The following is a 25,799-nucleotide window of genomic DNA, read 5'->3' as shown; positions in this document are numbered from 1 at the left end:
CTACCTGTTGCCTTGAGCAAGGCTTAAATCGTGAGGATAAAAACAATGGAACGCAGAAGCTTTTTGAAAATGAGTGCAGCTCTCGGTGCTGCAGCTACAGTATCCGGTTGTAACTCCAGCTCTAAGGATGCTAATGCAGTGCCTCCCAAGCCTCCGGTGGCGGAAGAACAGCTGAATTGGTCGGCTTGCCTAGTAAACTGCGGCTCCAACTGCCCGGTAAAAGTGTTCAGCCGTGATGGTGTCATCACCCGCATTGAATCCGACCATGAAACCACAGATGAGTATGGGGTAAACCATCAAATTCGCTGTTGTCCCCGTGGTCGTTCACTGCGTCAGCGCACCTATGCAACCGACAGGTTACGTCAGCCGATGAAGCGCGTGGGCGAGCGTGGCGAGGGCAAGTTTGTGCCTATCAGCTGGGATGAGGCCTATGCCGAGATTGGGGCAAAACTGCAACAGATCTCCCAAGATCAAAGTAAGGGTCCCGAGTCCATTTATATGCATTATGGAACCGGTGCTTACTACGGGTTTGCAGCCAACACCGCTACTTGGGGACGGCTACTCAACCTCAATGGCGGCTTCCTGAACCATCACTGGGATTACTCTTGGGCCGGGGCATATGCGGCCTGTATCGCGACCTATGGCGACCAGTGGGACAGTATTGGCGGCACTTCGCTGGATCAGATTGCCAACTCGGATCTGTTTGTCGGTTTTGGCTTCAATCCCAATGAAATTCGCATGAGCGGTAGTGGTGAAGGCTATGATTTTATCCAGTCTCTGGCGGCCAATACCAAAGGCATCAAAGTCTGGATGGTCGAACCTCGTTACACAGACTCAATGCGCGGCAATGAAACACACTGGTTACCCATACGACCAGGCACAGATGCGGCGCTTGTTGAAGCCATCATTCATGAAATGATCGCTTCTGGATTTGTTACTCGCGAAGTGAAGGGTTTCCTGGATAAGTATGTGGTGGGATTCGATCAACAGTCTCTGGAAAATGCCAAGGCTGCGGTCGCCCTCAACAATGATCCCTTTATTGCCTCTCATGCCCAGTACATAGATCCAACTGAAAACTACCACGACTACATCATGGGTGTCGGTAAGTTTGCCGCCGATGGTGCCCATGATGCCAAATGGGCCGCAGAAGTATGTGGCGTCCCCGAACACAAAATCAAAGCCTTGGCCACAGATCTCATGAATGCCAACGCCCCCTATATTAGTGCCGGCGCGGGCATCAGCCGTCATGCCAATGGCGATCAGGCCACACGTGCGGTATACACTCTGGCAATCATGACCGGCAAACTGGGCCGCGAAGGGGTGAATAACGGCGCCATGCCTACCAGCTACAGCTTTGCCATTCCCGGCATGCCTACCGGCACTAACCCGGTTGATGTCACCATTCCTGTGTTTACTTGGTCAGAAGCCATAGTTCGCGGCCAGGAGTTTACCGGCAGCACAGATGGCGTTCGTGTCGCCGGTAGCACTAACGAACTGGTGGATCACAACGCCACTAAACTCAAAACCAATATTAAGGCGATTATCAACTGCGCCGGTAATGCCTTGATTAACCAACATTCCGACAGCAACGGCACCGCCGCCATTTTGAAAGACGAGAGTCTGTGCGAGCTAATCGTGGTCTGTGACTGCTGGATGACGCCATCGGCCAAGTTTGCCGACTATCTGTTGCCGGACAGCACTTGGCTGGAATCCAATGACTTTGCCAACGACAGTTACGCTTCGGGACAGATGGCCTATGCCACCTTTATGAGCAGCGCCCTGAAGCCTTTGGGCCAGGCTCAGTCCATGTACGACATCTGTAGCGGTATTGCCAAGGCGATGGGCAAAGAAGCCGCCTATACAGAGGGGCGTACAGGCGAACAGTGGTGTGAACATTTGTATGAACAAACCAAGGCGATGCATCCTGACATTAAATGGCCTGAGACCTATGCCGAGGCGCAAAAAGCCGGGGTATTCCGTAAATACATGCCAACATCGACCATTGCGATGCAGGCTTATATCACCGACCCGGTTGCCAATGCCAGACCTACCATCTCAGGCAAGATCGAACTCTATTCCATCTCACTGGCGCGCAAGGCAGCCACCTGGACACTACGCCCGGGAGATCAAATCACCGCGCTACCTAAATATGTAGTGACTTGGGATGGCTACCAGGATCAGGAAGCAATTGACAAAGGCTTTACCTTACAGCTGTGTGGCTACCACACCAAGGGACGCACCCACTCCAGTTACCACAATGTGCCTTGGCTGCGTGAGGCCGTGGAAGATGCCCTGTGGATGAACCCAACTGACGCCGCGGCACAAGGTATTGCCGATGGTGACATAGTGTGGGCCTACAACGAACGCGGCACTATTGAAGTGCCGGTGAAAGTGACTCCCCGAGTGATACCCGGTGTGTGTTCACTGGGACAAGGCGCTTGGTACAAGCCGGATCCGGCCAAGAACACCGGACCTTCCGGACATACTGTCGATCTGGGGGGTTGTATCAACACCATTACCAAATATCACCCATCTCCCATTACCAAGGGTAACCCTCAACACACCAACCGTGTTGCTGTTATCAAGAAAAGATAATAGAGGATCGAAAAAATGACTCAGCAAACTCAATATGGATTCTATTTTGACAGCAGCAAATGTACTGGTTGCAAGACTTGTCATATTGCCTGTAAAGACCGCATGGTTGGCCTGTTGCGTGCCAAGGACAATGTCAGAGAACTGGGGGTAGCCGCCTTACCCGGGGTGATTTGGCGACGTGTCTATGAATACGGCGGCGGCAATTGGAGCCAAAATAGCGATGGCAGCTATGAACAGGATGTATTCGCTCACTATGCCTCCATAGGCTGTAACCATTGTAGCGACCCCGTCTGTGTTAAGGCTTGTCCAACCGGCGCCATGCATAAACAGAAAGATAATGGTCTGGTGTTAGTCGATGAGTCCCTGTGCATTGGCTGCGAAAGCTGTGCCAGAGCCTGCCCTTATGATGCGCCGCAATTGGATGCGCAACGTAAGATTATGACCAAGTGTGATGGTTGCCAGGACAGATTGCAGCAAGGACAGAAACCCATATGTGTTGATGCCTGCCCGCTCAGGGCACTGGATTTCGATACCATGGATAACCTGAGAGCCAAATATGGTGATGGCGATGGTCACTTTGCTCCGCTGCCCTCGCAATCTATCACCTCTCCCAACCTGATAGTCAAAGCGCCCCGCAATGCTCGCAGCAATGGGCACATTTTGAATATTAGAGAAGTGTAACCCTCCAAGAGAGCAGCCTTGGCTGCTCTCCTTTTTGTGGATGATTATGACTATATCAACCGATACACTCTTAAGTTTACAGAGTATTGCCAACGTATTTCATAAGGTGTTGCTGGATCTGCCAACGGCTGAGCTGGTCGAACACTTTCGACTAAACGATATCGCCACCCAGTGGCCCAGGTTAACCCAAAGTAAGCGCGAATCCCTGGCCTTGACCGAATTGGAACACTATCTCAAACACTGGGATGGCAGCAACAAGCAACTGATTGCGCTTCAGTTGGACTATGGCCAGTTATTCAACGGCCCGGGAACTCCGGTTGCGCCACCTTGGGGCTCAGTCTATCAATCGGCATCCGCTTTATTGAATGAAGCCTCGACGCTGGAGTTGATGAGGTTTTATCAACAACATGGCCTACAAATCCATTTTGAGCGGAACGAACCCGTTGATCATCTCGGACTGATCTTTGCCGTTATTGCCTACTTGTTGGCTCAGCTCAACGAAGATAAGCAACATGACACCATGGCAATCCTTCACACTTTACTTGATCGTCATGTGCAACCTTGGGTACAGCAGTGTCTGGAATTGGCCATCGCACATGCCCAAACAAACTATTATCGAAGCATGGCGTTATTAGCCAGTGAATATTTTCTCTATCTACAGAGATTGGTGGATGAGTCGCCTGTCATTATCAATAGAGATTAGCGCTCACAACATAAGAAAAAACTGATAACTCAGATGTACCCGACACAGCTCAATCCTTATTTTGCGGATCAATAACACATTTGTCACTCAAGAGGTTTGTTACTATTCAATCAATCATTATTTTAGGGCATAAGTAATGTTGAATGTTATATCACTTGGCGCAGATGAAAAAAAGAAATCGACTCTATTTTTTCCCGGAGGAGTCAATGAAAGCATCGCTAACTTCTTTTACGCCAACGGTATCGTAAGAAAGTTAAAGAAAGGCTCGCCATTAAACAAAAATATACTTCTCAATAACTTTGTCTACCTTGAAAGCGGGCTAATATTTTACTCCAAAAGAACCAACGACTTTACTCGCCCCAAATTTTTAAATGTCATTTTCCCTGGCCGGCTGACTGACTATCACCTGTTATTGGATGACGGTTGCACATGCTGTAAAAGCATTCTGGCCGCCAGAGACAGCAAGATCATAACCATAGACAAGAAAGTAATAAAGAAATTGGTTAATGAGGATGTAGAGCTCTTCATGCAGTTTATGTATGACGCGGCCTACTATACAGAAAGACAAACTGGATTAGCCATATTTCTGTTAACATCATCACCGGAAGATAAGCTTATTAAGTTCTTGTTTGATATATTAGTTGTTCTTCAATCCCCATTTAATAATCGCTGGTTAACCATAGATCTCAAGTTAACTCGGGAAGAAATAGCCGACATATTGCATATCAGTACCATAAAGCTGGATCTGATGTTTGGCCAATTAAAAAAACAAGACTTACTTAAAAGGGTTAACAATAAACTATGCGTTAATATCGATATTTTCAGCGACTTATCACCCTGCCCATTAGGTAGAGAAGACGCCAGAGGCTGTCAGTCGAATAATATGCAGAAGTTCAAACCGAAAAACATGATAAGCCTCAACAACATGTATTGACAGGGGCTTTATGAGTCATAAAGCCTGGGGATTTCACTGGTTCAAAGTGAACTAGCTATGCCTTCATTCAAATACTATCCATAAAATATTTAGCTGATTTCCATTTCCGATAAGGTTATCCAAAGGCGCTCGAAAGAGGATACTCTTGCCCCGAAAAGAGCAACAAAAAAGGCGTCCATGGGACGCCTTTTCGATTGGTTGCAGTGGCAATTACTTCTTGCCCAGCATACCGAAACGCTTGTTGAACTTGTCGATACGACCACCGGTATCAACAACTTTCTGAGTACCAGTGTAGAAAGGGTGACATGCACCGCAAACGTCCAAGTGCAGAGCTTTGCCTGCAGTAGAGTTTACTTTGATGACGTTGCCACAAGTACAAGTTGCAGTGATTTCTGCGTATTCAGGATGGATACCTGGTTTCATTGGGGTTACCTCAAGTTAAGGCCATGTCGCTCTTCCAACCCGAAGTCGGACACCACATGCGGTTAATATCAAAAGTTCAGGGCGCAGAATAGTACAGTATCTGCCCAGCGCTGACAAGTAGGTGACTACATCTGCTCGAACTTTTCTTTGGCGGCCGTCTTATCTCCATAGGACTGCAACAAGCGGCTACTGGGGCAGTGTAACTTGGCATCGCGGCGAAGGTGGCGAATGTTGCCACGGTTGAAGGCCTTGGGGTTGGCCTCAAAAATAGCCAGCATAGCGCCGTAGACATGGGTATGGCGGCTCTCGGCATAGCGGCTGGCCACCCGCCAGAGGGTTTCAGTACCATCGAAATCCAGCATGCATCCCGGCTCACGCGTCTCAATTGGCGGCGCCGTTACCTGTGAGCCTGGCGCGGCAACGGCTTGAGAGGCCAAGGACACGCCAAGGCTTTGAGGCTCACTCTGGGGTTGACCGGCGACTTCTTTAACCCTTTGAGCTTGAACGGCTGACGATGGCACAGCTTCGCTTGCTCCTGTTGTGGCTGGCACTGCAGCCCGCTGTGACTCACTCGGCATCTGCTCACCAAAGACCCGGGCACGGTTAGAGCGCAGTGCCACAGGCACCGAGGTATCGAACAAGGGCAAGCGTTTGAGTTCATGCCAGCGATTGATTCGGTATTCCCGCACCAGCAATTCGGCCTGCTTGTCGGTCACTTCATCTATCCCCAGCAGCAACACCATGTAACGGTTAATGGGTTGCACCATGAGTTTTTCCGCCGCACCTTGCTGCCTGACAATAAACTCAAGCCGGGTCATATCCTCACTGTCGGCCACCACGTTGACCTTGAGCATGGGCAAGTGCCCGAGTTCAAACATTCTTTGATTGATACTGACATGGGCGGTTTCTGCTCTGGCAACAGACGTTAGCAACATGAGTACAAACATCAGTAAACCCGCTCTCATCCCTATCCTCTCTGTTTGATTTTGAATTACCCAGTTTAGACTATTCGGCTTAGGTTCTCTGGCTTAAGTTCTTTGGTTTGGATTCGTTAAGTCAGCAGATTCAAGCTGTGGTTTTTGCGGCTTTTTGTTTCCGGGACTGGTTCTCTCATTCTAGCCTGAGTAAACTGACGGGCAACATGTGCCGTGATCATTTGCGAAAATTCTGACTATGCCGCAGTTTGTAGAAGTTGCCCTTCCCGTTCCCATGCGGCAGAACTTCAGTTACCTGATGCCCAAAGCTTGCCCCTGGCCACTCGAGCCGGGAATGCGGGTGCAGGTGCCCTTTGGCCGCCAGCAACTCATAGGCCTAGTGACAAGCCTGAGTGATGAGTGCGAGCTCGAGCCCAAACAACTCAAGCCGGTATATCAAGTGCTGGACAGCGCGCCATTGCTGCCACCGGCGCTGTACCAACTGACCCTCTGGGCCGCCAGATACTATTTCTGCAGCCAGGGGCAGATGTTGACCCAAGCCCTGCCGGTGGCGCTGCGCAAGGGTGCCGATGCCGCGCCGGAGAAAATCAGTTATCTGTGTCTGACCAGTGCGGGCCTGGAAGCCACACTGGAGTCGCTGAAACGCGCTCCCGCCCAACGCAAACTGCTGCAACAGCTCAAACAGGGGGAACTGACCACTGAAGAGGTCAATGCGCTGGAGCTGAGCAAGAGTGCCATCAAGGGGCTGCTGGACAAGGGCTGGGCCGAGCAACGAGAGCGGTCAGTCAGCGCCAATCTTGAATGGCGGCAAAAGCTTGAACTGGGGGAAGAACCTCACAGGCTCAACCCGGAGCAAGCCGTGGCGGTCGCCAGCCTCAATGCACAGAGCGGCTATCAGTGCAGCTTGCTTGAAGGGATCACAGGCTCAGGCAAGACAGAGGTCTACCTGGCGGTACTGGAAACCATACTCAAGGCTGGCAAGCAGGCGCTGATCCTAGTGCCGGAAATCGGCCTGACGCCGCAAACCATTAACAGGTTCAAACGCAGATTCAAAGTCACGGTTGCCGTGATCCATTCCGGCCTGACTGACAAGCAGCGCCTCGACGCCTGGCGCCTGGCCCGCAGCGGTGAGGCGGCCATCATAATCGGCACCCGCTCGGCGCTGTTCACCCCCATGGCCTGGCCCGGGATCATCATTCTCGATGAGGAACACGACAGCAGTTTCAAACAGCAGGAAGGCGTGGGTTATCACGCCCGGGATCTGGCCGTCATGCGCGGTCACCTGGAGCAGGTTCCTGTGCTGCTAGGCAGCGCAACGCCGTCGCTGGAGAGCCTGCAAAACGCCCTCAGCGGCCGCTATCAACATCTGCAATTGGGAGAGCGGGCCGGCAATGCCCTCAAGGTGCGTCAGGGACTGATAGATATCCGCAACCAACCGCTGCAGGCGGGCATGTCGCAACCGCTGCTGAACGAGATGCGCCTGCATCTGCAGGCCGGTAACCAGGTGTTGCTTTTTCTCAATCGCCGCGGCTTTGCCCCAGCCCTGCTGTGCCACGAATGTGGCCATCTGCATGAGTGCGATCGCTGTGATGCGTTTTTCACCCTGCACCAATCCCTCGGCGAAATTCGCTGCCACCACTGCGGCAACCAATACGCGATTCCACGCCAGTGCCACAACTGCGGCAGCACCATGTTGCAGGGTCAGGGCATAGGTACGGAGCAATTGGAGGCGGCGCTCAGCAAGGAGTTTCCCGAGTATCCCGTGGTGCGAATCGACCGGGATACCACCAGCCGCAAAGGCTCGCTGGAACAGCACTTAAGCGCCATTCATCGCGGCGAATACAAGATATTGGTAGGCACCCAGATGTTGGCCAAGGGACATCACTTTCCCGATGTCACCCTGGTGGGGCTGCTGGATGTAGATGGCGCCCTGTTCAGCGCCGATTTTCGGGCCCCTGAGCGCTTCGGCCAACTCTATACCCAGGTAGCCGGTCGCGCCGGTCGCGCCAGCAAGCCAGGCACTGTGCTACTGCAGACTCATCAGAGCGATAACCCCTTGCTCAGGGACCTGCTTCACAGAGGCTATGGCGAGTTTGCCCGCAGTCAGCTCAATGAACGCCAGCAGGCACTGTTACCCCCGGCCTGGCATATGGTGCTGATCCGCGCCGAATCACACCGCGCCGAGGATGCCGATGCCTTTCTGGCGGCCTTTGCCGCCATGTTACCCATGGACAAGGATTTTGAAGTGATAGGCCCGCTGCCGGCGCCGCTGGATCGCAAGGCCGGCAAGTATCGGCGCCAGTTGTTGGCCCAAGCCAAGGACAGACGCAGGCTGCAACAGGTGTTTGAACAGCTGCTGCCTCAGGCCGAACAGCTACCCGAGGCCAAGCGCTGCCGCTGGAGTCTGGATCGAGATCCGCAGGATCTGTTGTAATTGATAAGAGTCCGCAGGATCTGCTGTAACTCCCTCGAACGGCTTTAATCCGGCTCAGAATTGACCGTGAGGCCCCTGCTTGTCCTGCGGCTTGCGCAGCAGCTTATAGGTCAGCCAACTGCCGAGCGCCAATACCAGAGTAATCACCGGCGCCGCCATCAACGCCATGGTCAACAGCTTGCTGATCCGCTCGGGCAGAAACGGCATCATATAGCCCAGTGATACCAACAGCCCCACCCAGAAGAAGGCGCTCAGGGCCGCAAAAAAATAGAAGGTCTTGATACAGGCCATGCGCACGCCCATCACCAAAGGCAGCAGCGAACGCACCAACGGCAGAAAACGGGCGCAGAAGAGTGCCACCAGCCCATGACGACCAAGGAGTTTATCCACTGCCGCCAGACTGTCGGGCGGCACCTTGTAGACCCAGCCCTGCACCTTGGGCAAACGATTGAGCAGCCGCCCCTGAATAAATGCCAAATAGCTGCCGCCTGCGGCCGCCACAAACAGTAACAGAAACACCAGCAAGGGGTTGAGGATCCCCATTCCCGCCAGGGTGCCTGAGAGTATGACCACACTGTCGCAAGGCAAGGGGGCCGCCGGCAGCAAAGCGCTCTCCAGGAAAATAAAACTGAAGATGCACACATAGATACTCAGGGCGATACCCGGAGCATGCAGCGCGGTGAAATCCTGTTGCCAAATGGCTTGTAACACTGTGGTGATGGAGTCCAGCATCTATATCTCCATTGAAACTATCGACGCATGCCGATGGCAAAATCGGCACTTGGGGGAAGACAGGATCGACATCATACTCCCCAAAAATAAAGATCAGCGATTCTTAAACAAAGATTCATCCATAATAGTGATCTTAAAACGGCCCTGGCTGTGGCAAATCCAGGCAACAACAAAATTTGCTGATAAAACCGTACTGGTGATAGCAATGTTACCGCCGAAAGCGCTAGAATGTGCGGTTATCCCCTTTTAACCTTTATCAGTCAGTGTCGATAAAACGCCAATGAAATCACATATCCAATCTTTGCTTGAACAGACAGTAGCCACTTTGAAACAACAGGGGTTGATCCCCGAAGAGACTGCGCCAAGGATTCAGGTAGACCGAACCAAGGATAAGAGTCACGGCGACTTGGCCACCAACCTGGCCATGATGCTGACCAAAGCTGCCGGCAAGCCACCTCGGGAGCTGGCACAACTGATCATCGACAACCTGCCTGCCTCAAGCCATGTGGCCAAGGTAGAGATAGCTGGCCCCGGCTTTATCAACTTCTTTATTGATGACAGTGCCCTGGCCAAACAGCTGCAGGCGGCACTGGCCGACGAGCATCTGGGTGTGAGTTTGCCCAAGTCGCAAACCGTGGTAGTGGACTACTCCTCCCCTAACCTCGCCAAAGAGATGCATGTGGGCCACCTGCGCTCCACCATCATTGGCGACAGCGTTGTGCGGGCGCTGGAGTTTCTCGGTCACAAGGTGATCCGCCAAAACCACGTCGGCGACTGGGGTACCCAGTTCGGCATGTTGCTGGCCTATATGGAAGAGCTGCGGGCACAAAATGGCGAAAACGCCAACCTGGAGCTGTCTGATCTGGAAAGCTTCTATCGCGCCGCCAAACTGCGTTTCGACGAGTCGGCCGAATTTGCCACCCGCGCCCGCCAGTTGGTGGTCGAGCTGCAATCCGGTGACGAGTACTGCAACAAGCTGTGGCGTGAGTTCAACGATATCTCCCTGAGCCACTGCCATGACGTATATCAGCGCCTGGGCGTCAGCCTGACCCGCGCCGATGTCCATGGTGAAAGCGCTTACAACGACGATCTGGAACAGGTGGTCAAAGATCTGGATGCCCAAGGCTTGCTGTCTGAAAGTAACGGCGCCAAGGTGGTATTCCAGGAAGAATTCCGTAACAAAGACGGTGAAGCCCTGCCGGTAATCATTCAGAAGGCCGATGGCGGCTATCTCTATGCCACCACAGACCTAGCAGCCATGCGCTATCGCTCGGGTACCCTGCATGCCGATCGCGCCCTCTACTTCGTGGATCTGCGCCAGGCGCTGCACTTCCAGCAAGTGTTCAGCCTGGCCCGCACCGCAGGTTTTGTGCGCCCGGAAATGACACTGGAACACATGGGCTTTGGCACCATGAACGGTGAAGACGGCCGCCCATTCAAGACCCGCAGCGGCGGGGTGGTGAAACTGGTTGACCTGCTCGATGAAGCCAATGTCAGGGCGCTGGAGCTGGTACGCAGCAAGAACCCCGACATGGACGAAGACACCCTGGCCGAAATCGCCCGAGTAGTGGGCATCGCCTCGGTGAAATACGCCGATCTGTCGAAGAACCGCGCCAGCGACTATATCTTCAGCTTCGATCAGATGCTGAGCTTTGAAGGCAACACAGCGCCATACCTGCTATACGCCTACACCCGGGTTGCCGGGATCTTCAAGCGGGCCGAAGATGTGGATCTGAGCAATGCCGTTATCGCTCTGGAACACGACAAGGAAAAAGAGCTGGGCAACAAGCTGGCCCAGTTCGGTGAAATCCTTGCCCGTATGGTCGACAAGGGCCAACCCCATGTACTTTGTGGTTATCTGTTCGAACTGGCCGGTGCCTTCTCCAGCTTCTACGAAGCCTGCCCCGTGCTGGCGGCCGATAACGAAACCCAGAAGCACAGCCGTCTGCTGCTGTCTCAATTGACCGCCAAGACCCTCAAGCAAGGCCTGTCACTGCTAGGTATCGAGACTCTGGAGCGCATGTAATCCATGGGACGCGATTACGCCAATAGCAAACCCAAGCCCCGCAAGCCTGCCAAGCGGGGCGCTCGCAAGCAACCGCAGCCCAAGCAAGGCTTTCCTGTGCTGTTGCTTGTGGTGGTAGTGGCCGTGGTGGCCGGCTTTGGCTATTTCCTCTGGAGCCTGAAGAGCAGCGCCCCCGAGGCCGAAGTGGCTCAGCCTCAGCCACAGACTAAGCCGGTGCCCCAGAAGAAAGACCCCAACGCTCTACCGCCCAAGCCCAAAGAGGAGTGGACCTACCTCAAGGAGCTGGAAAACAAGCAGGTAGAAGTGGATCTTCCGGAAGAGAGCAACAAGCCATCTCGCCCTTATCAGATGCAGTGCGGTTCCTTCCGGGTACAGTCCCAGGCCGACGAGATGAAAGCCGTGATCGCCTTCCAGGGGCTAGAAGCCCAGGTGCGCAAGGTGCAAGGCACCAGCGGCGTCTGGTACAAGGTGGTGCTCGGCCCCTACGACAGCAAGCGCGATGCCGAGCGGCAGCGCCACGTGCTGCAAAGAGCCGGTCTCAACGGCTGTATGATCTGGTTCTGGGAGGAATAAACTCCTCTCAATTTAAAGGCTGCAAACAATAAGATTTGCAGCCTTTTTGTTTTTCAGGACGAAAGCCTCTGCCGGGCACTTGATATTCCCGCCCCCAACCCCATATAGAAAACTATCACCTCATTAGTTGGCCTTGCTGTGCCCCAATGGGCCGTTTCATGCAGCAGACCCTGGGGATTTGACCCATGACGGACACGCCGTCCGCCCGAGAAGAGGATCTATCGTGACCACTATCGTATCTGTACGCCGTAATAATCAGGTTGTTGTCGCCGGTGACGGCCAAGTGTCTCTGGGCAACACTGTGATGAAAGGCAATGCCCGCAAAGTACGCCGCCTGTACCACAATAAGGTATTGGCCGGTTTTGCCGGTGGCACCGCCGATGCCTTTACCCTGTTTGAACGCTTCGAGGCAAAACTGGAAATGCATCAGGGGCATTTGATGAAGTCGGCGGTCGAGCTGGCCAAAGACTGGCGCAGCGACAGAGCCTTACGGAAACTCGAAGCCATGTTGGTGGTGGCCGATCATGAAAGCTCACTGATCATCACAGGTAACGGCGATGTGGTGCAGCCGGAGCATGATCTTATCGCCATAGGCTCTGGTGGCAACTATGCCCAGGCCGCGGCGTTGGCGCTGCTGGAGAACACCGAACTGGGTGCCCGTGATATTGCCGAGAAGGCGCTGACCATAGCCGGCGATATCTGCGTATTTACCAACCAGTTCAAGACTATAGAAGAACTGAATTACTGATCCCGAGCGTGAGGAAGCATTATGTCTGAAATGACACCCCGCGAAATCGTCCACGAACTGGACGCGCACATCATAGGCCAACAGAAGGCCAAACGCTCTGTCGCAGTAGCCCTGCGTAACCGCTGGCGCCGCATGCAGCTGGATGCCGGCTTGCGCCAGGAAGTGACCCCGAAGAATATTCTGATGATAGGCCCAACCGGTGTTGGTAAGACAGAGATCGCCCGCCGTCTGGCCAAGCTGGCCAATGCGCCTTTTATCAAGGTTGAAGCGACCAAGTTCACTGAAGTGGGCTATGTGGGTAAGGAAGTGGAGCAGATCATCCGCGATCTCACCGACGCCGCGGTCAAACTAACCCGCGAGCAGCAGATGAAGAAGTGCCGCTCCCTCGCCGAAGAAGCCGCCGAGGAGCGGGTTCTCGATGCCCTGCTGCCCAAGCCAAAGAACGATTGGGATCAGGAAACCGAGGACAAGTCCCACACCCGCCAGGTGTTCCGCAAGAAACTGCGTGAAGGCCAGTTGGACGACAAAGAGATCGAAATCGATGTCTCGGCGCCGCAAATTGGTGTCGAAATCATGTCGCCTCCCGGCATGGAAGAGATGACCAACCAGCTGCAGAGCCTGTTCCAGAACATGGGTCAGGGACAGAGCAAGCGCAAGAAACTCAAGATCAAGGATGCCTACAAGCAACTGGTCGAAGAGGAAGCCGCCAAGCTGGTCAACCAGGAAGATCTCAAAGAGCAGGCCATTGAGCTGGTCGAGCAACACGGCATAGTGTTCCTCGATGAGATAGACAAAATCTGTAAGCGCGGCGAAACCTCAGGCCCGGACGTGTCTCGCGAAGGGGTACAGCGTGATCTATTACCTCTGGTGGAAGGCTGCACAGTCAACACCAAGCACGGCATGGTAAAGACAGACCACATTCTGTTTATCGCCTCCGGCGCCTTCCAGATGAGCAAGCCATCGGATCTGATCCCCGAACTGCAGGGCCGTCTGCCGATTCGGGTCGAGCTGGATGCCCTGACCGCCTCCGACTTCAAACGGATCCTCACCGAGCCCCACGCCTCGCTCACCGAGCAGTATGTGGCCTTGATGGGCACCGAAGGAGTCAGCATCGAATTTACCGAGTCGGGTATCGACCGCATCGCCCAGGCCGCCTGGCAAGTCAACGAACGTACCGAAAACATCGGCGCCCGTCGGCTGCACACTGTGATGGAGCGGCTGATGGAAGACATCTCTTTCGAGGCCAGCGACAAGTCCGGCAGCAAGTTTGTTATCGATGCCGAATATGTCGATGCTCACCTGGACAACCTGGTTCAGGATGAAGATCTGAGTCGCTTCATTCTCTGATTTTCACCTCAAACAGCCTCCTTCGGGAGGCTTTTTTACGGCGCTTTTTTGCCTTCGGCGCGCGCATTCTTTATCATCCCCTCCTTTGCCCAAGCTGGAACCCAAGCAATGAAACTGACTCTGCTGACTCAAGAGCTATACAGCAAGCTCTACCGGGATATTCACGAATTCCGAACCACCTTCGATCTGCCGGTCGACTCTCCTGACACCCTGGATGCCAAGGCAGACACGCTGCACACCTCACTTATCAGCGAAGAGCTGACCGAACTGGCCGAAGCAACAGACAAAATTGAACAGGCCGACGCCATAGTCGACAGCGTGTATGTATTGATGGGCCGCTTGGTGCACTTGGGCTGCAACCAGGTCGGGGAGCGACTGGAGATCAGTTACCTGATAGATCTGCTGCTGCAGGTTGCCGCCAACAAGGCAATCGACTTTGAGCCCTGCTGGGATGAAGTGCATGCCAGCAACATGAGCAAGGTATGCCGCAATGAGCAGGAACTGGCAGATACCGTGGCCCACTATGCCAAGCAAGGGGTGGAAATTATCGGCAGCCGTCAAGGTGACTTCCTGATAGCCAAGTGTGCCAAAGATGTGGAAATGACCGGTAAAACAGTGCGCCAGGGCAAGGTACTCAAGTCTGTCTATTATCGTCCAGCCAACCTCAAGGACCTGGTGTAACGCTCGGCGTTCAATCCTAAACTGGCACTCGCCTTTGGGGAACCAAACAGGTTCCCAACCGCTCGCCCACAAAAGCAGACCTCAGGTCTGCTTTTTCAGCGATTAAAACTGTGAGTGCTTCATCGTTAGAACTTCACCGTTAGAACTTCACCAAGGTCCCTTTCAGCGCCACCCCGGCCATGATAGCCCCGGCGCCGCACTCATATTCGGTTTCACTGGCAAACTCACGCTTCTTGTAATAGGACTGGATATTGACCACGGCGTCCATTCCTTCACGCTCGGCGCGTTCCTGCAATGCCTTGAGGGCACTCAACATCACCCACTCACAGGCTTCGCGATCCGACTTGCCAAAGGCATTGGTCTTTTTATTGGTGATCACCTCGCCATAGCTCTTGCTGATCTGCGGATGCGCCTGAGTGGCAAAATACAGGGGCACATCGTGAAGGGCTTCTTTGGCCTTCTCGGTCTGCAGCAGTTCCTGTACCGGATACTGGGCTATGGTATCTCGCGCCGCAGCGTTGGCGCTGACCATCAGGGCCAGCAGCGCCAGAGCAAGTGATTTTTTCATCTATATCTCCCTATTGCGGCTCTACGCCACAGTCAAAGCTTTGATTGCCGTCCATCTTAAGATAGGGTCATTCCGCCGATTGCAGGAGTGACTAATTCGCAATGATACAGGCAGTTACATACACTAGACCAGAAAAAGCTCAAGCCTTGATAAAGGCCGCCATCAACTCACGGGTCAAGTCGGCGGCGGGAATTTCCCGACATCCCTCCGGGTTCTGACCACACCAGAGCGGGCTGAAATCACTGCAGTCGCGTGCTTCTGCCGCGGCGCGCAGCGGCGCAATGGCATTGGCCGCCAATGGAAAGTCCGGCGCTTGCCCCAAAGGCCCCAACTCACGCATCAAACGGGTCATTATGCCTCTGGCCGGGCGACCACTGTAGAGATTGGTCAGTGCCGTATGGCGATTGATTTGCGGATCTTTCAGCGCTTGGCGATGCAGTTCACTGATCTCGGCCTCCGGGCACAAGAGATAGGCCGTGCCCACCTGCACCCCGGCCGCTCCCAAAGCCATGGCCGCCTGCACTCCGGCGGCGTCGGCAATACCACCGGCGGCAATCACGGGCACCTTCACCGCCTGTACCAGACGCGGTAACAGGGCAAAGGTACCACTGTGCTCGGTCAAATCATCACTGAGGAAATGGCCTCTGTGACCACCGGCTTCCAGGCCCTGGGCTATGATGGCATCCACGCCTCTGGATTCGAGCCACTTGGCTTCGGCGACACTGGTTGCCGAGGCAATCACCTTGGTGCCCCAGCTCTTGACCCTGAGCATCAGCTCGGTGGAAGGAAGCCCGAAATGAAAACTCACCACTTCGGGGCGAAAGGGTTCTATAACCGCAGCGACCTCTTCATCGAAGGGACGCCGCTCAGCACCACCGCCGAGCTCTTCGACCTCGAATTCACGGTAATAGGGCGCCAGTTGCTGCAGCCAGGTACGCAAACGCTCGGGTTGTTCCTCGGGTGGCTTATGGCAGAAGAAGTTGAGGTTCAGCGGCCGGTCACTCTGACGCCTGAAACTCTCAATAGCTTGCTTGAGTTTGTCATGGGATAGCATGGCGCAGGGAATGGAGCCGAGCGCACCGGCAGAAGCGACCGCCAATGCCAGCGGCACGCCCTGAGCACCAGCCATGGGGGCTTGAATAAGCGGAAATTCAATACCAAAGAGTTGTTCTATCAACATACCAAGACTCCTTCTTGCTTCAGTCCTCAGCGGCACCTCTTGCCACTGCTTCATTCAATAACCCAGCAGTTCAGATTAACGGCTGGCGGCGGTGTGTGCCAGCAAAAACGCCGCGGGAATCGCGGCGTTGATAGTCAAACTCAATGTCGTTCAGAGCAGGTAATCCATCCCCAAGGCGACAAACAAGGCCATACCCGCCCAGTTGTTGTTGAGAAACGCCTTGAAGCAGGGCGCCCGCTGCCTATCATAAATCAGCTTCTGCTGATAAAGCCCAAAGCCGATAAAGGCCAGCAGCCCCACCAGATAGAGGGCGCCACGCTCGGCCACATAACCTGCTGTCATAAAGCAGGCCAGCGCCGCCAGCTGAAACAGACCGATGATCTGCCTGTCGTAACGGCCAAACAGAATGGCGGTGGACTTGATCCCCACCTTGAGGTCATCGTCCCTGTCCACCATGGCATACATGGTGTCGTAGGCCACAGTCCAGAACCAGTTGGCGGCAAATAGCCACCAGGCTTCGACAGGCACTTCACCTGTCTGGGCGGCGTAGGCCATAGGGATCGACCAGCTCCAAACCGTGCCGAGGAACATCTGCGGCATATTGGTGTAGCGCTTGGTGAAGGGATAGATAATGGTCAGCAGCATGCCGACAAGGGAGAGTTTAACCACCAGAGGATTGAGCAGCAGCACCAGACCAAAGGCAAAAAGCCCCATGACCACAAACAGGCCCAGCGCTTCTTTGACCGTGACCTCGCCACTGGCCAAAGGCCTGGCCTTGGTGCGCTCGACATAGGTGTCCAGCTCACGGTCGGCATAGTCGTTGATGATGCAGCCGCAGGCGCGCATCACAAACACACCTATGATAAAGATGATCAACACCTTGAGATCCGGTAAGCCCCCGGCCGCCAACCACAACGCCATTAAACAGGGCCACAGCAGCAGAAAAGTTCCTATGGGTCTGTCCAGACGCGACAGACGGGCATAGACGTCAATTTTTTCCCTCAAGTTCATCGGTAGGCTCTCCAAACATCCCGGCCTTAAGCTTGCCCTGCATTATGACTCAGCGGCAATGTGATTGACACCACAAAAAGCAAATTTTCCTGTTATGACAATCAACAAGCAACCAACTTGGCGTAAGCCACCACCAACCACTTGCTGCCGAAATCGTCAAAATTTACCTGTACCCTGGCCTGTGCGCCCTGGCCCTCGAAGTTGGTCACTATCCCCTCACCGAATTTGGGATGCAATACCCGTTGGCCAACATTAAAGCCCGTGTCGTTGAAGCTGCTTTGCGACTTGTTGAACCTGTTATTGGCCATGGGGGTGGCCACCTGCGCCTTGAGACGAATTTCCTGCAGGTACTGAGGCGGGATCTCCTTGATAAAGCGCGATGGCCGTGAATAGTTTTCACGGCCATAGATGCGCCGCGACTCGGCATAGGTGATATACAGCTGCTGCATGGCGCGGGTCATGCCCACGTAACACAGGCGCCGCTCTTCTTCCAAACGATCGCCCTCTTCCAGCGACAACTGGCTGGGGAACAGTCCTTCTTCAACACCGGCCATAAACACCAGCGGGAACTCCAGCCCCTTGGCCGAGTGCAGCGTCATCAGCTGCACCGCATCTGTGTGGGCATCGGCCTGGCCTTCTCCCGCCTCCAGCGCCGCATGGGACAGGAAGGCGTTCAACTCACCCATGTCCACCAGCTCTTCCGGCACTTCGAAGGTGCGCGCCGCGGTGACCAGTTCCTCGAGGTTTTCCACTCTGGCCTGAGCCTTTTCGCCCTTTTCCTGCTCATACATGGCCTTGAGCCCGGAGTCCTGGATCACTCTATCCGCCTGGCGATAGAGGGGCAGCTCTTCGGTGTCGCTGCGCAGCTGCACTATCAAGTCCATAAAGCTGCGCACCGCATTGGCGGCGCGGCCGGCCAAGACCTTCTCCTCCAACAAACGGACGCAGGCCTGCCACAGGGTGAGTTGCTGCTGCCGGGCCGTGGTTCTGAGAATATCCAGGGTGCGATCGCCTATCCCCCTGGCGGGAGTGTTGACCACCCGCTCGAAGGCGGCGTCATCGTCGCGGTTGGCAATCAAACGCAGGTATCCCATGGCATCCTTGATCTCCTGACGCTCGAAGAAGCGCAAGCCGCCATAGATGCGATAGGCCAGCCCCTTGTGCAGCAAGGCCTCTTCCAACACCCGCGATTGAGCATTACTGCGATAGAGGATGGCGCAGTCACTGAGACTGCCGCCCTTGTCCTGCCAGTCGCCAATGCGGCCTATGATGAAGCGGGCTTCATCCATCTCATTGAAGGCACAGTAAACTGAGATCGGCTCACCATCGACATCTTCGGTCCAAAGCTGTTTGCCCAGCCGATCCGGGTTATTGGCGATAAGCTCGTTGGAGGCCTTGAGAATATTGCCGCTGGAGCGGTAGTTTTGTTCCAGGCGAATAGTTTCGGCATTGGGAAAGTCCTGCAAAAACTTGTGCAGGTTTTCCACTTGAGCGCCGCGCCAGCCATAGATGGACTGGTCGTCGTCGCCCACTATCATCACATTGGCGTTCTTGCCTGCCAGTACTCTGATCCAGGCATATTGAATGGCGTTGGTGTCCTGAAACTCATCCACCAGAATATTGCGGAATCTATCCTGATAGTGGGCCAGAATATGTTCCTTGTTGAGAAACAGCTCGTGAGCCCGCAAGAGTATCTCGGCAAAGTCTACCAGCCCGGCGCGATCACAGGACTCCTGATACACCTGATAGATTTGCACCAGCTTCTGCTCCATCGGGAAGAGGCCGCCATCCAGATGTTTCGGCCTGAGTCCTTCATCCTTCTTGCCGTTGATATAGCCGGCCACCATCCGCGGCGGATACTGTTTCTCATCCAGATTCAGGCTCTTGAGGATGCGCTTGAGCAGGCGGAGCTGATCATCCGAGTCGAGGATCTGAAAATTCTGCGGCAGGCCAGCATCCTGCCAGTGAGTGCGCAGCAGACGATGGGCCAGACCATGGAAGGTACCGATCCACATGCGGCCCATATGGTTACCGACTATCTTCTCCACCCGTTCCCGCATCTCGGCGGCCGCCTTATTGGTAAAGGTCACCGCCATAATGGAGTATGGGCTCTGGTTTTCCACCTGCAGCAGCCAGGCAATCCTGTGAGTCAGTACCCGGGTCTTGCCACTACCGGCTCCGGCGAGCACCAGCATGCTCGATTGAGGTGCGGCCACCGCCTCACGCTGCTTGTCATTCAGGCCATCCAATAAAGAAGATACGTCCATTCGCGCCTCCACAAAAACGAGCGCGCATTATAGCAGGAAAGCCCCTCTGCTCATACGTAACCAAGAACTTGGCCAACGGCAAAAAAGCATGTCGGATGATAGAAATGAATGCAGAGAAGCCAACACAATCAAGCCTAAGCGGGCAAATAGCAACGCACTATTCAATAGTGAACAACAAATCACGACTTAATTTGTCCAGGGAATCCCCCTGAAAAATGTCCTAAGAGAGTTTTCACCAGCAATAGCACACGCCGGAAGATAGCAAGGCGTTATATGCCTTAATTCCACGACACCATCTTTTTTAAACCAAAACGCAAATAATGACTTACAGATATAAGCAATGAAAAATACTAAAAACTAAAACATTTACCAATTAAATTGCCTTAACTCACAGTTTATTCCGGTACAAACACCTAGGATATTGAAACATTCATTATATATTTCATACATTTGTTTTTGGAGTCGGGTTGTGAACCAAGCCATCTTTTCCAATCTTTCTTTGCGCAAGTTATTGATCACCTTGTTCGCTGCGCTGTTAGCGCTATTTTGCCTATCCTTGGGCACTATTGCCTATCATTTGCAAGAGGTTAAAAGTCAGATCAGTCTGTTGGAACGAGAGTATCACAGCAATGATCAGGCCGCCTCTTTACTACAACTGGTATCCGGTCTTAGACGTGAACAGTTGGGTTACAGCTTGAGACGGGTACTGGACGCTCCTATGAGTGAAGAATCACGTCAATATCTGCAGGATCAGACCCTGTTGATCCATGCGGCACTAAAAGATCTCAAGCAGGGTGCCGGAAAAGACACCCTTACACAATTAATGAAGCTGGATGCCCCACTGCAAGCCTTTATGGGACTGCATAATCAGTTTTTGAAACAAGACCTCAGCGATCTGGCAGAAAATACAGCCAACATGCTCACCTCAATGGAAGCGTGGCACATCTACAACAATGTTGAGACAGAACTCAAAGCCTTAATGGAACTGGAAACCAAGAAGGTCAGCGATGCCAGAGGAGCCAGTGAACAGGCAATTCAATCTCTCAGCAACAGCCTGGTCATCGTCTTCTGCCTCTTTGTAACCCTGGCGCTCGGAGCCGCTTGGTTCCTGCTGCGACGCATTTTTATGCCTCTGAATGCCACCACTCAAGTACTGGAAAACATTGCTTCCGGCGATCTTGCGACTCGCATCCCGATGGAAAAATTCAGCAGCAGCGAATTTACCCACTTGGCCGAAACGCTCGAACAGATGCGCACCACACTGCACGATATGATCTCTCAAATAGGTGCCGCCTCGGTGCAGCTGGCAGCCGCCGTGGAAGAGATGACTACCGTTGCTGCTGAATCCGCCGACGAGATGCAACAACAACGCTCTGAGGTCGACCAGGTAGCTACCGCCATGACAGAGCTGCAGAGTTCGATTGCCGATATTTCCCGCAACACCACGCAAACCGCCGATCAAGCTAACCAAGGCGTACAGGCAACAACCGAAGGTCAGCAGGTAGTGCTGCAAACCCTGGAAACCATTCGAAGCTCAGATGCGGAAATCACTACCGCCAGCGAAGTCATAGGTCAGCTGCAAAAAGACTCTGACTCCATTGCCATGGTGCTGGAAGTGATCGCTCAGATCACCGAACAGACTAATCTGTTGGCCCTCAATGCCGCCATTGAAGCCGCCCGGGCCGGTGAGGCCGGCAGAGGCTTTGCCGTGGTGGCCGATGAAGTGCGTACTCTTGCCAGTCGTACCCAAAGCTCGGCGCTGGAAATCAAAGGCACTATAGAGCAGTTGCAACAAAGAGCCCAACATGCCAATGAAGTAATGCAAAGAAGCCGTGAGCGGATGCAGGGCAGTGTTCGCTGCGCCAACGACGCCAGTGATGCGATTGAAAGGATCAGTGCAGCCATCAGTATCATCAACGATATGGCAATTCAGGTCGCCAGCGCCACCGAGCAACAGACCGCCGTTACCGGCGAGCTGGGGGTCAATATCACCAATATCAGTGACGCCGCCTCCAAGGTCTCCATGGGAACCGGACACGTGTCTCAATCCAGTCAGGAACTGAGTCAGCTGGCCCACAACCTGGCCCAACTGATCAGCCGTTTCCGCACCTAAAAAACGCGACAAGGTTCACACTCATGCGACCGCTACGGTCGCATGATAATGCACTGTATTACGCCAATACGGACATCTAACGAACCTGGAGGTGCTGATTATGGGATATTCAATTAAAGATCTGATATATAACGGTGAAACTCATGGAGTACATAACTGGTCGACGCTGGAAGGCAGCCAGTTTTACTGGCATCCGGATTGGTTGCATATTGCCGAGGACTTAACCGGCCACAAGGCCACGGCCCATATTCAGGCACAAAAAGAGAAAGCCAGCCATGAAGAAGCCAAGGCAACGATAGTCCAGCACCTCAACGACAAAAAGTAATCTCTGGAATGCCCAAAGCCTCCCATGCGGAGGCTTTTTCATACTTAGTAGACTAATGTCCGGAGGCTATGGCCTTACGGGCCAGGTTATCCACCCAGACCGGAGCAATAAGCCGGAGCCAACGTCCCAGCCTGCCACGCCATGAAGTGATCAGCATCCTGCCCCGAGCGGCAATGACAGGCAACATCATCTGCGCACACTCTTCGGCGGTCATGATCTTACTCTCTGTCATAGGAGAAACCCCGAGCGGCTTACCCTCTCCATCCAGTGCCCGTCGATGGATCTCTGAAACCACAAAGTCGGGGCAGATCACTGTCACAGCGACATTGTCCTCAGCCAACTCGATACGCAGAGAATCGAAGAAACCCACTACAGCATGTTTGGAAGCGGCGTAACCGCTACGGGTAGGCACTCCAGTGAGCCCCGCCACAGAAGCCACGGCAACGACTTGCCCCTGAGAGGCCTTGAGATACGGCAGGGCCGCATGGGTCAGCCAAGCCGGGCCAAGGTAATTGACCCGCATCAACTGTTCGAGAATGTCCAGCTGCTTGAGTTCATCGAAGCGGCTCCACATGGTCATACCGGCATTATTGATCAGTATGTCTAGTCGGCCGAAACGCTCGATAACCGTGGCTATCAAGGCTTCACAATCCTGTTGTCGCCCGATATCACTACAAACCACCAGCGGCGCACCGCCGACCGACTCGACCTCCATCGCCAGGGTACGCAACCTGGATTCATTGCGGGCACTGAGTACCAGTTGTCCGCCAAGCGGTGCCAGTGCCAGAGCGAGCGCCCGCCCAATTCCTTCCGAGGCGCCGGTGATCACTATGACTTTATCGGCCAATCCTTCCATCTGCAGTCCATTGTCTGTCGAAGTAATCAGGCTAAGCTCGCATACTCCTCTTGCAAGTGCAATCCCTGCTGCTGATGTTCATGGCGCTTCTCCCAGAGGTAAAATTGCTCCAGGGGTTTAGGCCGCCCTATGGCATATCCCTGGGCGTAATCGACCCCAATTTCCAGCAATTTATCCATGATCTCCTGGTTCTCGACAAACTCGGCCACAGTTTCTATCCCCATGACCCGGCACACATCGTGAATCGATTTCACGATCGCATAGTCCCTGGCATTGGTCGCCAGATGCCGGACAAAGCAGCCATCTATCTTCACATAGTCCACGGGAAGCTCGCGCAGATAACCGTAAGAAGCAAAGCCACTGCCAAAGTCGTCCAAGGCAAAGGCAAATCCCAGGCGGCGCAATTGGTTGAGCATCTCCATCGCCCGAGTTCGGTTTTGAATCGCGCTGGTTTCCGTGATCTCAAAGCAGACGCAGGAACTGGGGATCCCGAAACGGCCCTGCATCTCGGCGATATATTCGAGCATGCCCTCGCTGCCCAGACTATTACCCGAGAGGTTGATAGAGATACTGATCTCAGGCCACAGCTGCGGATGCTCAGAGAGCCACAGGAAAGCCTTGCGGATCACTTCCCTATCGACATCGGGCATTAACTTGAAGCGTTCCGCCGCCGCAATAAACTGGGCCGGAGGCAAGATGCGGCCACTGTTGTCGCGGATCCGCAGCAAGATCTCCAGCCTCTGACGGCGACAACAACCATTGAGCCCCTTAATCGGCTGGAAATAGAGCAGCAGCTCTTTGTCTTCTATGGCCCTGGCAATGCGCACCGCCCACTTGGGGGCATTGCGTTCATTGGCCAGCTCTTTATTGCGATCATCGAAGAAGTGAATTTGGTTGCTGCCCTTGCGTTTGGCTGCCAGGCAGGCAATGTCGGCATCTTTGAGCAGCTCGGCCGGCGCACGGCAAGGACCACGATGGAAAGCCACCCCGCAGCTGACACCGACCCGGTAATGGGCGCCACCACAAGGCAGGCTCAGCAACGAAACTTGCCGAACCACACGTTTCAACAACCTGGCGACTTCCAAGGCGCTACGGTTACGGACGGCCAAACCAAACTCATCACCACCGAGCCTGGCCAGTATTTCATCCCCCTTCAGGCAAGACTCTATGGCCCGGGCAACCATGATCAACATCTGATCACCGGCATCATGACCACAGTTATCATTGATAAGCTTAAACTGCTCCAGATCCAGATAACAAAATGCCAAAGTGCGGGCCCCATCGGCGAACTCCGCTAGGCGCTCTTCAAAGGCGCTGCGATTATAGAGTCCGGTAATGCCATCGACACTGGCCTTCAATCTGAGCTGTTGCTTGAGGTTCTCCTCCTGAGTGATATCCCGCAGCACAAGAACTCCACCGATCACAGTTCCCTTGTGATTGAATAGATTACTGACGGCTCGTTCCATAATCTTGGGTTGAGGGTTCTGCAGAGTGACCTTGCTGTATTCAGGCACCCGACTGCCGCTGGCCATGAAGCTGAATAACTCTTTATCCAGTTTTTTATCGCTCTTGAGCAGGGTATCTAGGGTACGGCCCTGAGCTTGTTGACTGCGCAATCCGAGCAGTGATTCCGCCTGGGGGTTAAGGTAAATGACCTTGGCCTTGTTGTTGGTGAGGATCACGGCTTCGGCAATGGACTCTAGGGTAATTCGGGAGCGTTCCTTCTGCTGAAAGATGCGCAGCAACAGGTTGTTGATCCTGTCGGCCAACACCTTGAATTCGGCGCCGCCGCTACCACTAACATGGGTATAGCGTCTGGCACTGGGATCGATCTCTTTTAATTCCATCATCAGGCGATCAAAAGGCTTAACCAACCCTCGCCTTAACCACAAATAACCTATGGCCACCATCAGCATGCCCCCCAATAGCAGCAGCATCACTACGGATAGGCTTTGCCATTCCAGGCGTTCAAAAGCATCTCTTTGCTGCCTGACCTGCAGCATCAATGGCGCCCCCACCAGGCTAGGGACTTGAATTTGGCTATATAACAGCATGTGCTGTCCCGAACTTAGGGGCTCATCGGCCGGGACCAAAGTAATCGAATGGATCAGATCGGCTTGGCCGAGACTTTGCAGGTGAACGGGGGTCAATAAACGGGTCACAATCAGAGCTTCATCATCGTTAATGCGATGAAAACCTATCTGCAGTGGCTGCCCTTTAACAATGGCGGCACCGTAAGCCTCTTTACCCAGAGACTCGAACATATTGGCATCGGGGAATACTTGTCCGGCGACTCGGGTTCGACCGTCGGCCAATGGGATGATCTTGTCCTGTTCTAGGCGGAACAGGCTGATATTGGAAGACTGTAGCCCCTCCTGCCACCCCATCAACAAGGCGTCTGTCTGATTCTCCAGGATCGGGGCATAAAGACGCGCCAGTTGAACCAGCCGATAAGACTCGCGATCGAACTGCTGTTCAATCCCCGCGTATTCATGTTCCAGCGTCTGTTGCCGGAACTGGCCCAGGCTATATTCAAACCAAAAATTCAAACTATAGGCGACAGTCAGCAGGGCCGGAATACAAAAACCCAGAATAAATACGCCAATTTTTTTGCCAATGTGCATCTCAAACCACGGCTTCTTATTGTTTTCGGAGAACTGAATTCAG

General features: G+C 53.9%; 21 protein-coding genes. 12 read left to right on the top strand and 9 right to left on the bottom strand.

The genetic code is table 11. From position 1 onward, the window contains the following. The first annotated feature begins 45 nt into the window (after nt 1–45). The 4 genes from CBE72_RS07450 (at nt 46) to CBE72_RS07435 (ending at nt 4,913) form a co-directional block, all read left to right on the top strand. Complete coding sequence (locus CBE72_RS07450; protein ID WP_100142996.1) at nt 46–2,595, top strand: DMSO/selenate family reductase complex A subunit; 2,550 nt, start codon at nt 46–48, stop codon at nt 2,593–2,595. Nucleotides 2,596–2,610: 15 nt separating this feature from the next. After that, nucleotides 2,611–3,276, top strand: coding sequence for a DMSO/selenate family reductase complex B subunit (locus CBE72_RS07445; RefSeq protein ID WP_100142995.1), 666 nt, complete (start codon nt 2,611–2,613; stop codon nt 3,274–3,276). A gap of 46 nt (nt 3,277–3,322) precedes the next feature. Further along, nucleotides 3,323–3,979 (top strand): TorD/DmsD family molecular chaperone, encoded by a 657-nt coding sequence (locus CBE72_RS07440; protein ID WP_157929047.1) that lies wholly within the window; start codon nt 3,323–3,325, stop codon nt 3,977–3,979. A 136-nt stretch (nt 3,980–4,115) separates the two neighbouring features. Further along, nucleotides 4,116–4,913, top strand: a complete 798-nt coding sequence (locus CBE72_RS07435; protein WP_100142993.1) for a Crp/Fnr family transcriptional regulator — start codon at nt 4,116–4,118, stop codon at nt 4,911–4,913. 210 nt (nt 4,914–5,123) lie between these two features. On the opposite strand, the gene rpmE is transcribed toward CBE72_RS07435, so the two are convergent. Continuing rightward, entirely contained in the window at nt 5,124–5,336 is a 213-nt protein-coding gene (gene rpmE, locus CBE72_RS07430) for a 50S ribosomal protein L31 (RefSeq protein ID WP_025009259.1), read from the bottom strand. A 125-nt stretch (nt 5,337–5,461) separates the two neighbouring features. Beyond that, nucleotides 5,462–6,301: a FimV/HubP family polar landmark protein gene (locus CBE72_RS07425; RefSeq protein ID WP_100142992.1), complete on the bottom strand. Its 840-nt coding sequence runs from the start codon at nt 6,299–6,301 to the stop codon at nt 5,462–5,464. Between the two features lie 208 nt (nt 6,302–6,509). Between CBE72_RS07425 and priA the strand changes: the two genes are divergently transcribed. Beyond that, nucleotides 6,510–8,705: a primosomal protein N' gene (priA, locus tag CBE72_RS07420; RefSeq protein ID WP_100142991.1), complete on the top strand. Its 2,196-nt coding sequence runs from the start codon at nt 6,510–6,512 to the stop codon at nt 8,703–8,705. A 54-nt stretch (nt 8,706–8,759) separates the two neighbouring features. On the opposite strand, the gene CBE72_RS07415 is transcribed toward priA, so the two are convergent. Further along, complete coding sequence (locus CBE72_RS07415) at nt 8,760–9,437, bottom strand: DedA family protein (protein WP_100142990.1); 678 nt, start codon at nt 9,435–9,437, stop codon at nt 8,760–8,762. A 280-nt stretch (nt 9,438–9,717) separates the two neighbouring features. Here CBE72_RS07415 and argS point away from each other — a divergent pair, with 280 nt between their 5' ends. The 5 genes from argS to CBE72_RS07385 all read left to right on the top strand — a co-directional run bounded on the left by argS (nt 9,718) and on the right by CBE72_RS07385 (nt 14,812). Further along, a complete protein-coding gene (gene argS, locus CBE72_RS07405) occupies nt 9,718–11,463 on the top strand; it encodes an arginine--tRNA ligase (protein ID WP_100142988.1) in 1,746 nt (581 codons plus the stop codon). Between the two features lie 3 nt (nt 11,464–11,466). After that, nucleotides 11,467–12,036, top strand: a complete 570-nt coding sequence (locus tag CBE72_RS07400; protein WP_100142987.1) for an SPOR domain-containing protein — start codon at nt 11,467–11,469, stop codon at nt 12,034–12,036. 223 nt (nt 12,037–12,259) lie between these two features. Next, nucleotides 12,260–12,784, top strand: a complete 525-nt coding sequence (gene hslV / locus CBE72_RS07395; protein WP_100142986.1) for an ATP-dependent protease subunit HslV — start codon at nt 12,260–12,262, stop codon at nt 12,782–12,784. A 21-nt stretch (nt 12,785–12,805) separates the two neighbouring features. Continuing rightward, nucleotides 12,806–14,131 (top strand): HslU--HslV peptidase ATPase subunit, encoded by a 1,326-nt coding sequence (hslU, locus tag CBE72_RS07390; RefSeq protein ID WP_100142985.1) that lies wholly within the window; start codon nt 12,806–12,808, stop codon nt 14,129–14,131. A gap of 108 nt (nt 14,132–14,239) precedes the next feature. After that, nucleotides 14,240–14,812, top strand: coding sequence for a nucleoside triphosphate pyrophosphohydrolase family protein (locus CBE72_RS07385; protein ID WP_100142984.1), 573 nt, complete (start codon nt 14,240–14,242; stop codon nt 14,810–14,812). Between the two features lie 139 nt (nt 14,813–14,951). Here the strand turns inward: CBE72_RS07385 and CBE72_RS07380 are convergent, their stop codons facing one another. The 4 genes from CBE72_RS07380 to uvrD all read right to left on the bottom strand — a co-directional run bounded on the left by CBE72_RS07380 (nt 14,952) and on the right by uvrD (nt 19,838). Then, nucleotides 14,952–15,380 carry an excinuclease ABC subunit A gene (locus tag CBE72_RS07380; protein WP_100142983.1) on the bottom strand — a complete coding sequence of 143 codons (429 nt, stop codon included), beginning with the start codon at nt 15,378–15,380 and terminating at the stop codon, nt 14,952–14,954. Nucleotides 15,381–15,519: 139 nt separating this feature from the next. After that, nucleotides 15,520–16,560, bottom strand: a complete 1,041-nt coding sequence (locus CBE72_RS07375) for an NAD(P)H-dependent flavin oxidoreductase (RefSeq protein WP_167387652.1) — start codon at nt 16,558–16,560, stop codon at nt 15,520–15,522. A gap of 150 nt (nt 16,561–16,710) precedes the next feature. After that, nucleotides 16,711–17,571, bottom strand: a complete 861-nt coding sequence (gene ubiA / locus CBE72_RS07370; RefSeq protein ID WP_039034837.1) for a 4-hydroxybenzoate octaprenyltransferase — start codon at nt 17,569–17,571, stop codon at nt 16,711–16,713. A gap of 101 nt (nt 17,572–17,672) precedes the next feature. Then, entirely contained in the window at nt 17,673–19,838 is a 2,166-nt protein-coding gene (gene uvrD, locus CBE72_RS07365) for a DNA helicase II (RefSeq protein ID WP_100142981.1), read from the bottom strand. A 469-nt stretch (nt 19,839–20,307) separates the two neighbouring features. Between uvrD and CBE72_RS07360 the strand changes: the two genes are divergently transcribed. Both CBE72_RS07360 and CBE72_RS07355 read left to right on the top strand, forming a co-directional pair. Continuing rightward, entirely contained in the window at nt 20,308–21,951 is a 1,644-nt protein-coding gene (locus CBE72_RS07360) for a methyl-accepting chemotaxis protein (protein WP_229672036.1), read from the top strand. 100 nt (nt 21,952–22,051) lie between these two features. Next, a complete protein-coding gene (locus tag CBE72_RS07355) occupies nt 22,052–22,276 on the top strand; it encodes a hypothetical protein (RefSeq protein ID WP_100142980.1) in 225 nt (74 codons plus the stop codon). A gap of 52 nt (nt 22,277–22,328) precedes the next feature. Here CBE72_RS07355 and CBE72_RS07350 read toward each other — a convergent pair whose 3' ends face one another. Together CBE72_RS07350 and CBE72_RS07345 are read right to left on the bottom strand one after the other, a co-directional pair. Beyond that, nucleotides 22,329–23,132 carry an SDR family oxidoreductase gene (locus tag CBE72_RS07350; RefSeq protein WP_100142979.1) on the bottom strand — a complete coding sequence of 268 codons (804 nt, stop codon included), beginning with the start codon at nt 23,130–23,132 and terminating at the stop codon, nt 22,329–22,331. A 26-nt stretch (nt 23,133–23,158) separates the two neighbouring features. Next, complete coding sequence (locus CBE72_RS07345; RefSeq protein ID WP_100142978.1) at nt 23,159–25,756, bottom strand: putative bifunctional diguanylate cyclase/phosphodiesterase; 2,598 nt, start codon at nt 25,754–25,756, stop codon at nt 23,159–23,161. Nucleotides 25,757–25,799 lie beyond the last annotated feature (43 nt).

The sequence above is a fragment of the Shewanella carassii genome (assembly GCF_002777975.1).
Classification (GTDB): Bacteria; Pseudomonadota; Gammaproteobacteria; order Enterobacterales; family Shewanellaceae; genus Shewanella; species Shewanella carassii.
The sequence above is the reverse complement of the archived record's forward strand: the minus strand, read 5'-3'. Positions and strand labels throughout refer to the sequence as shown.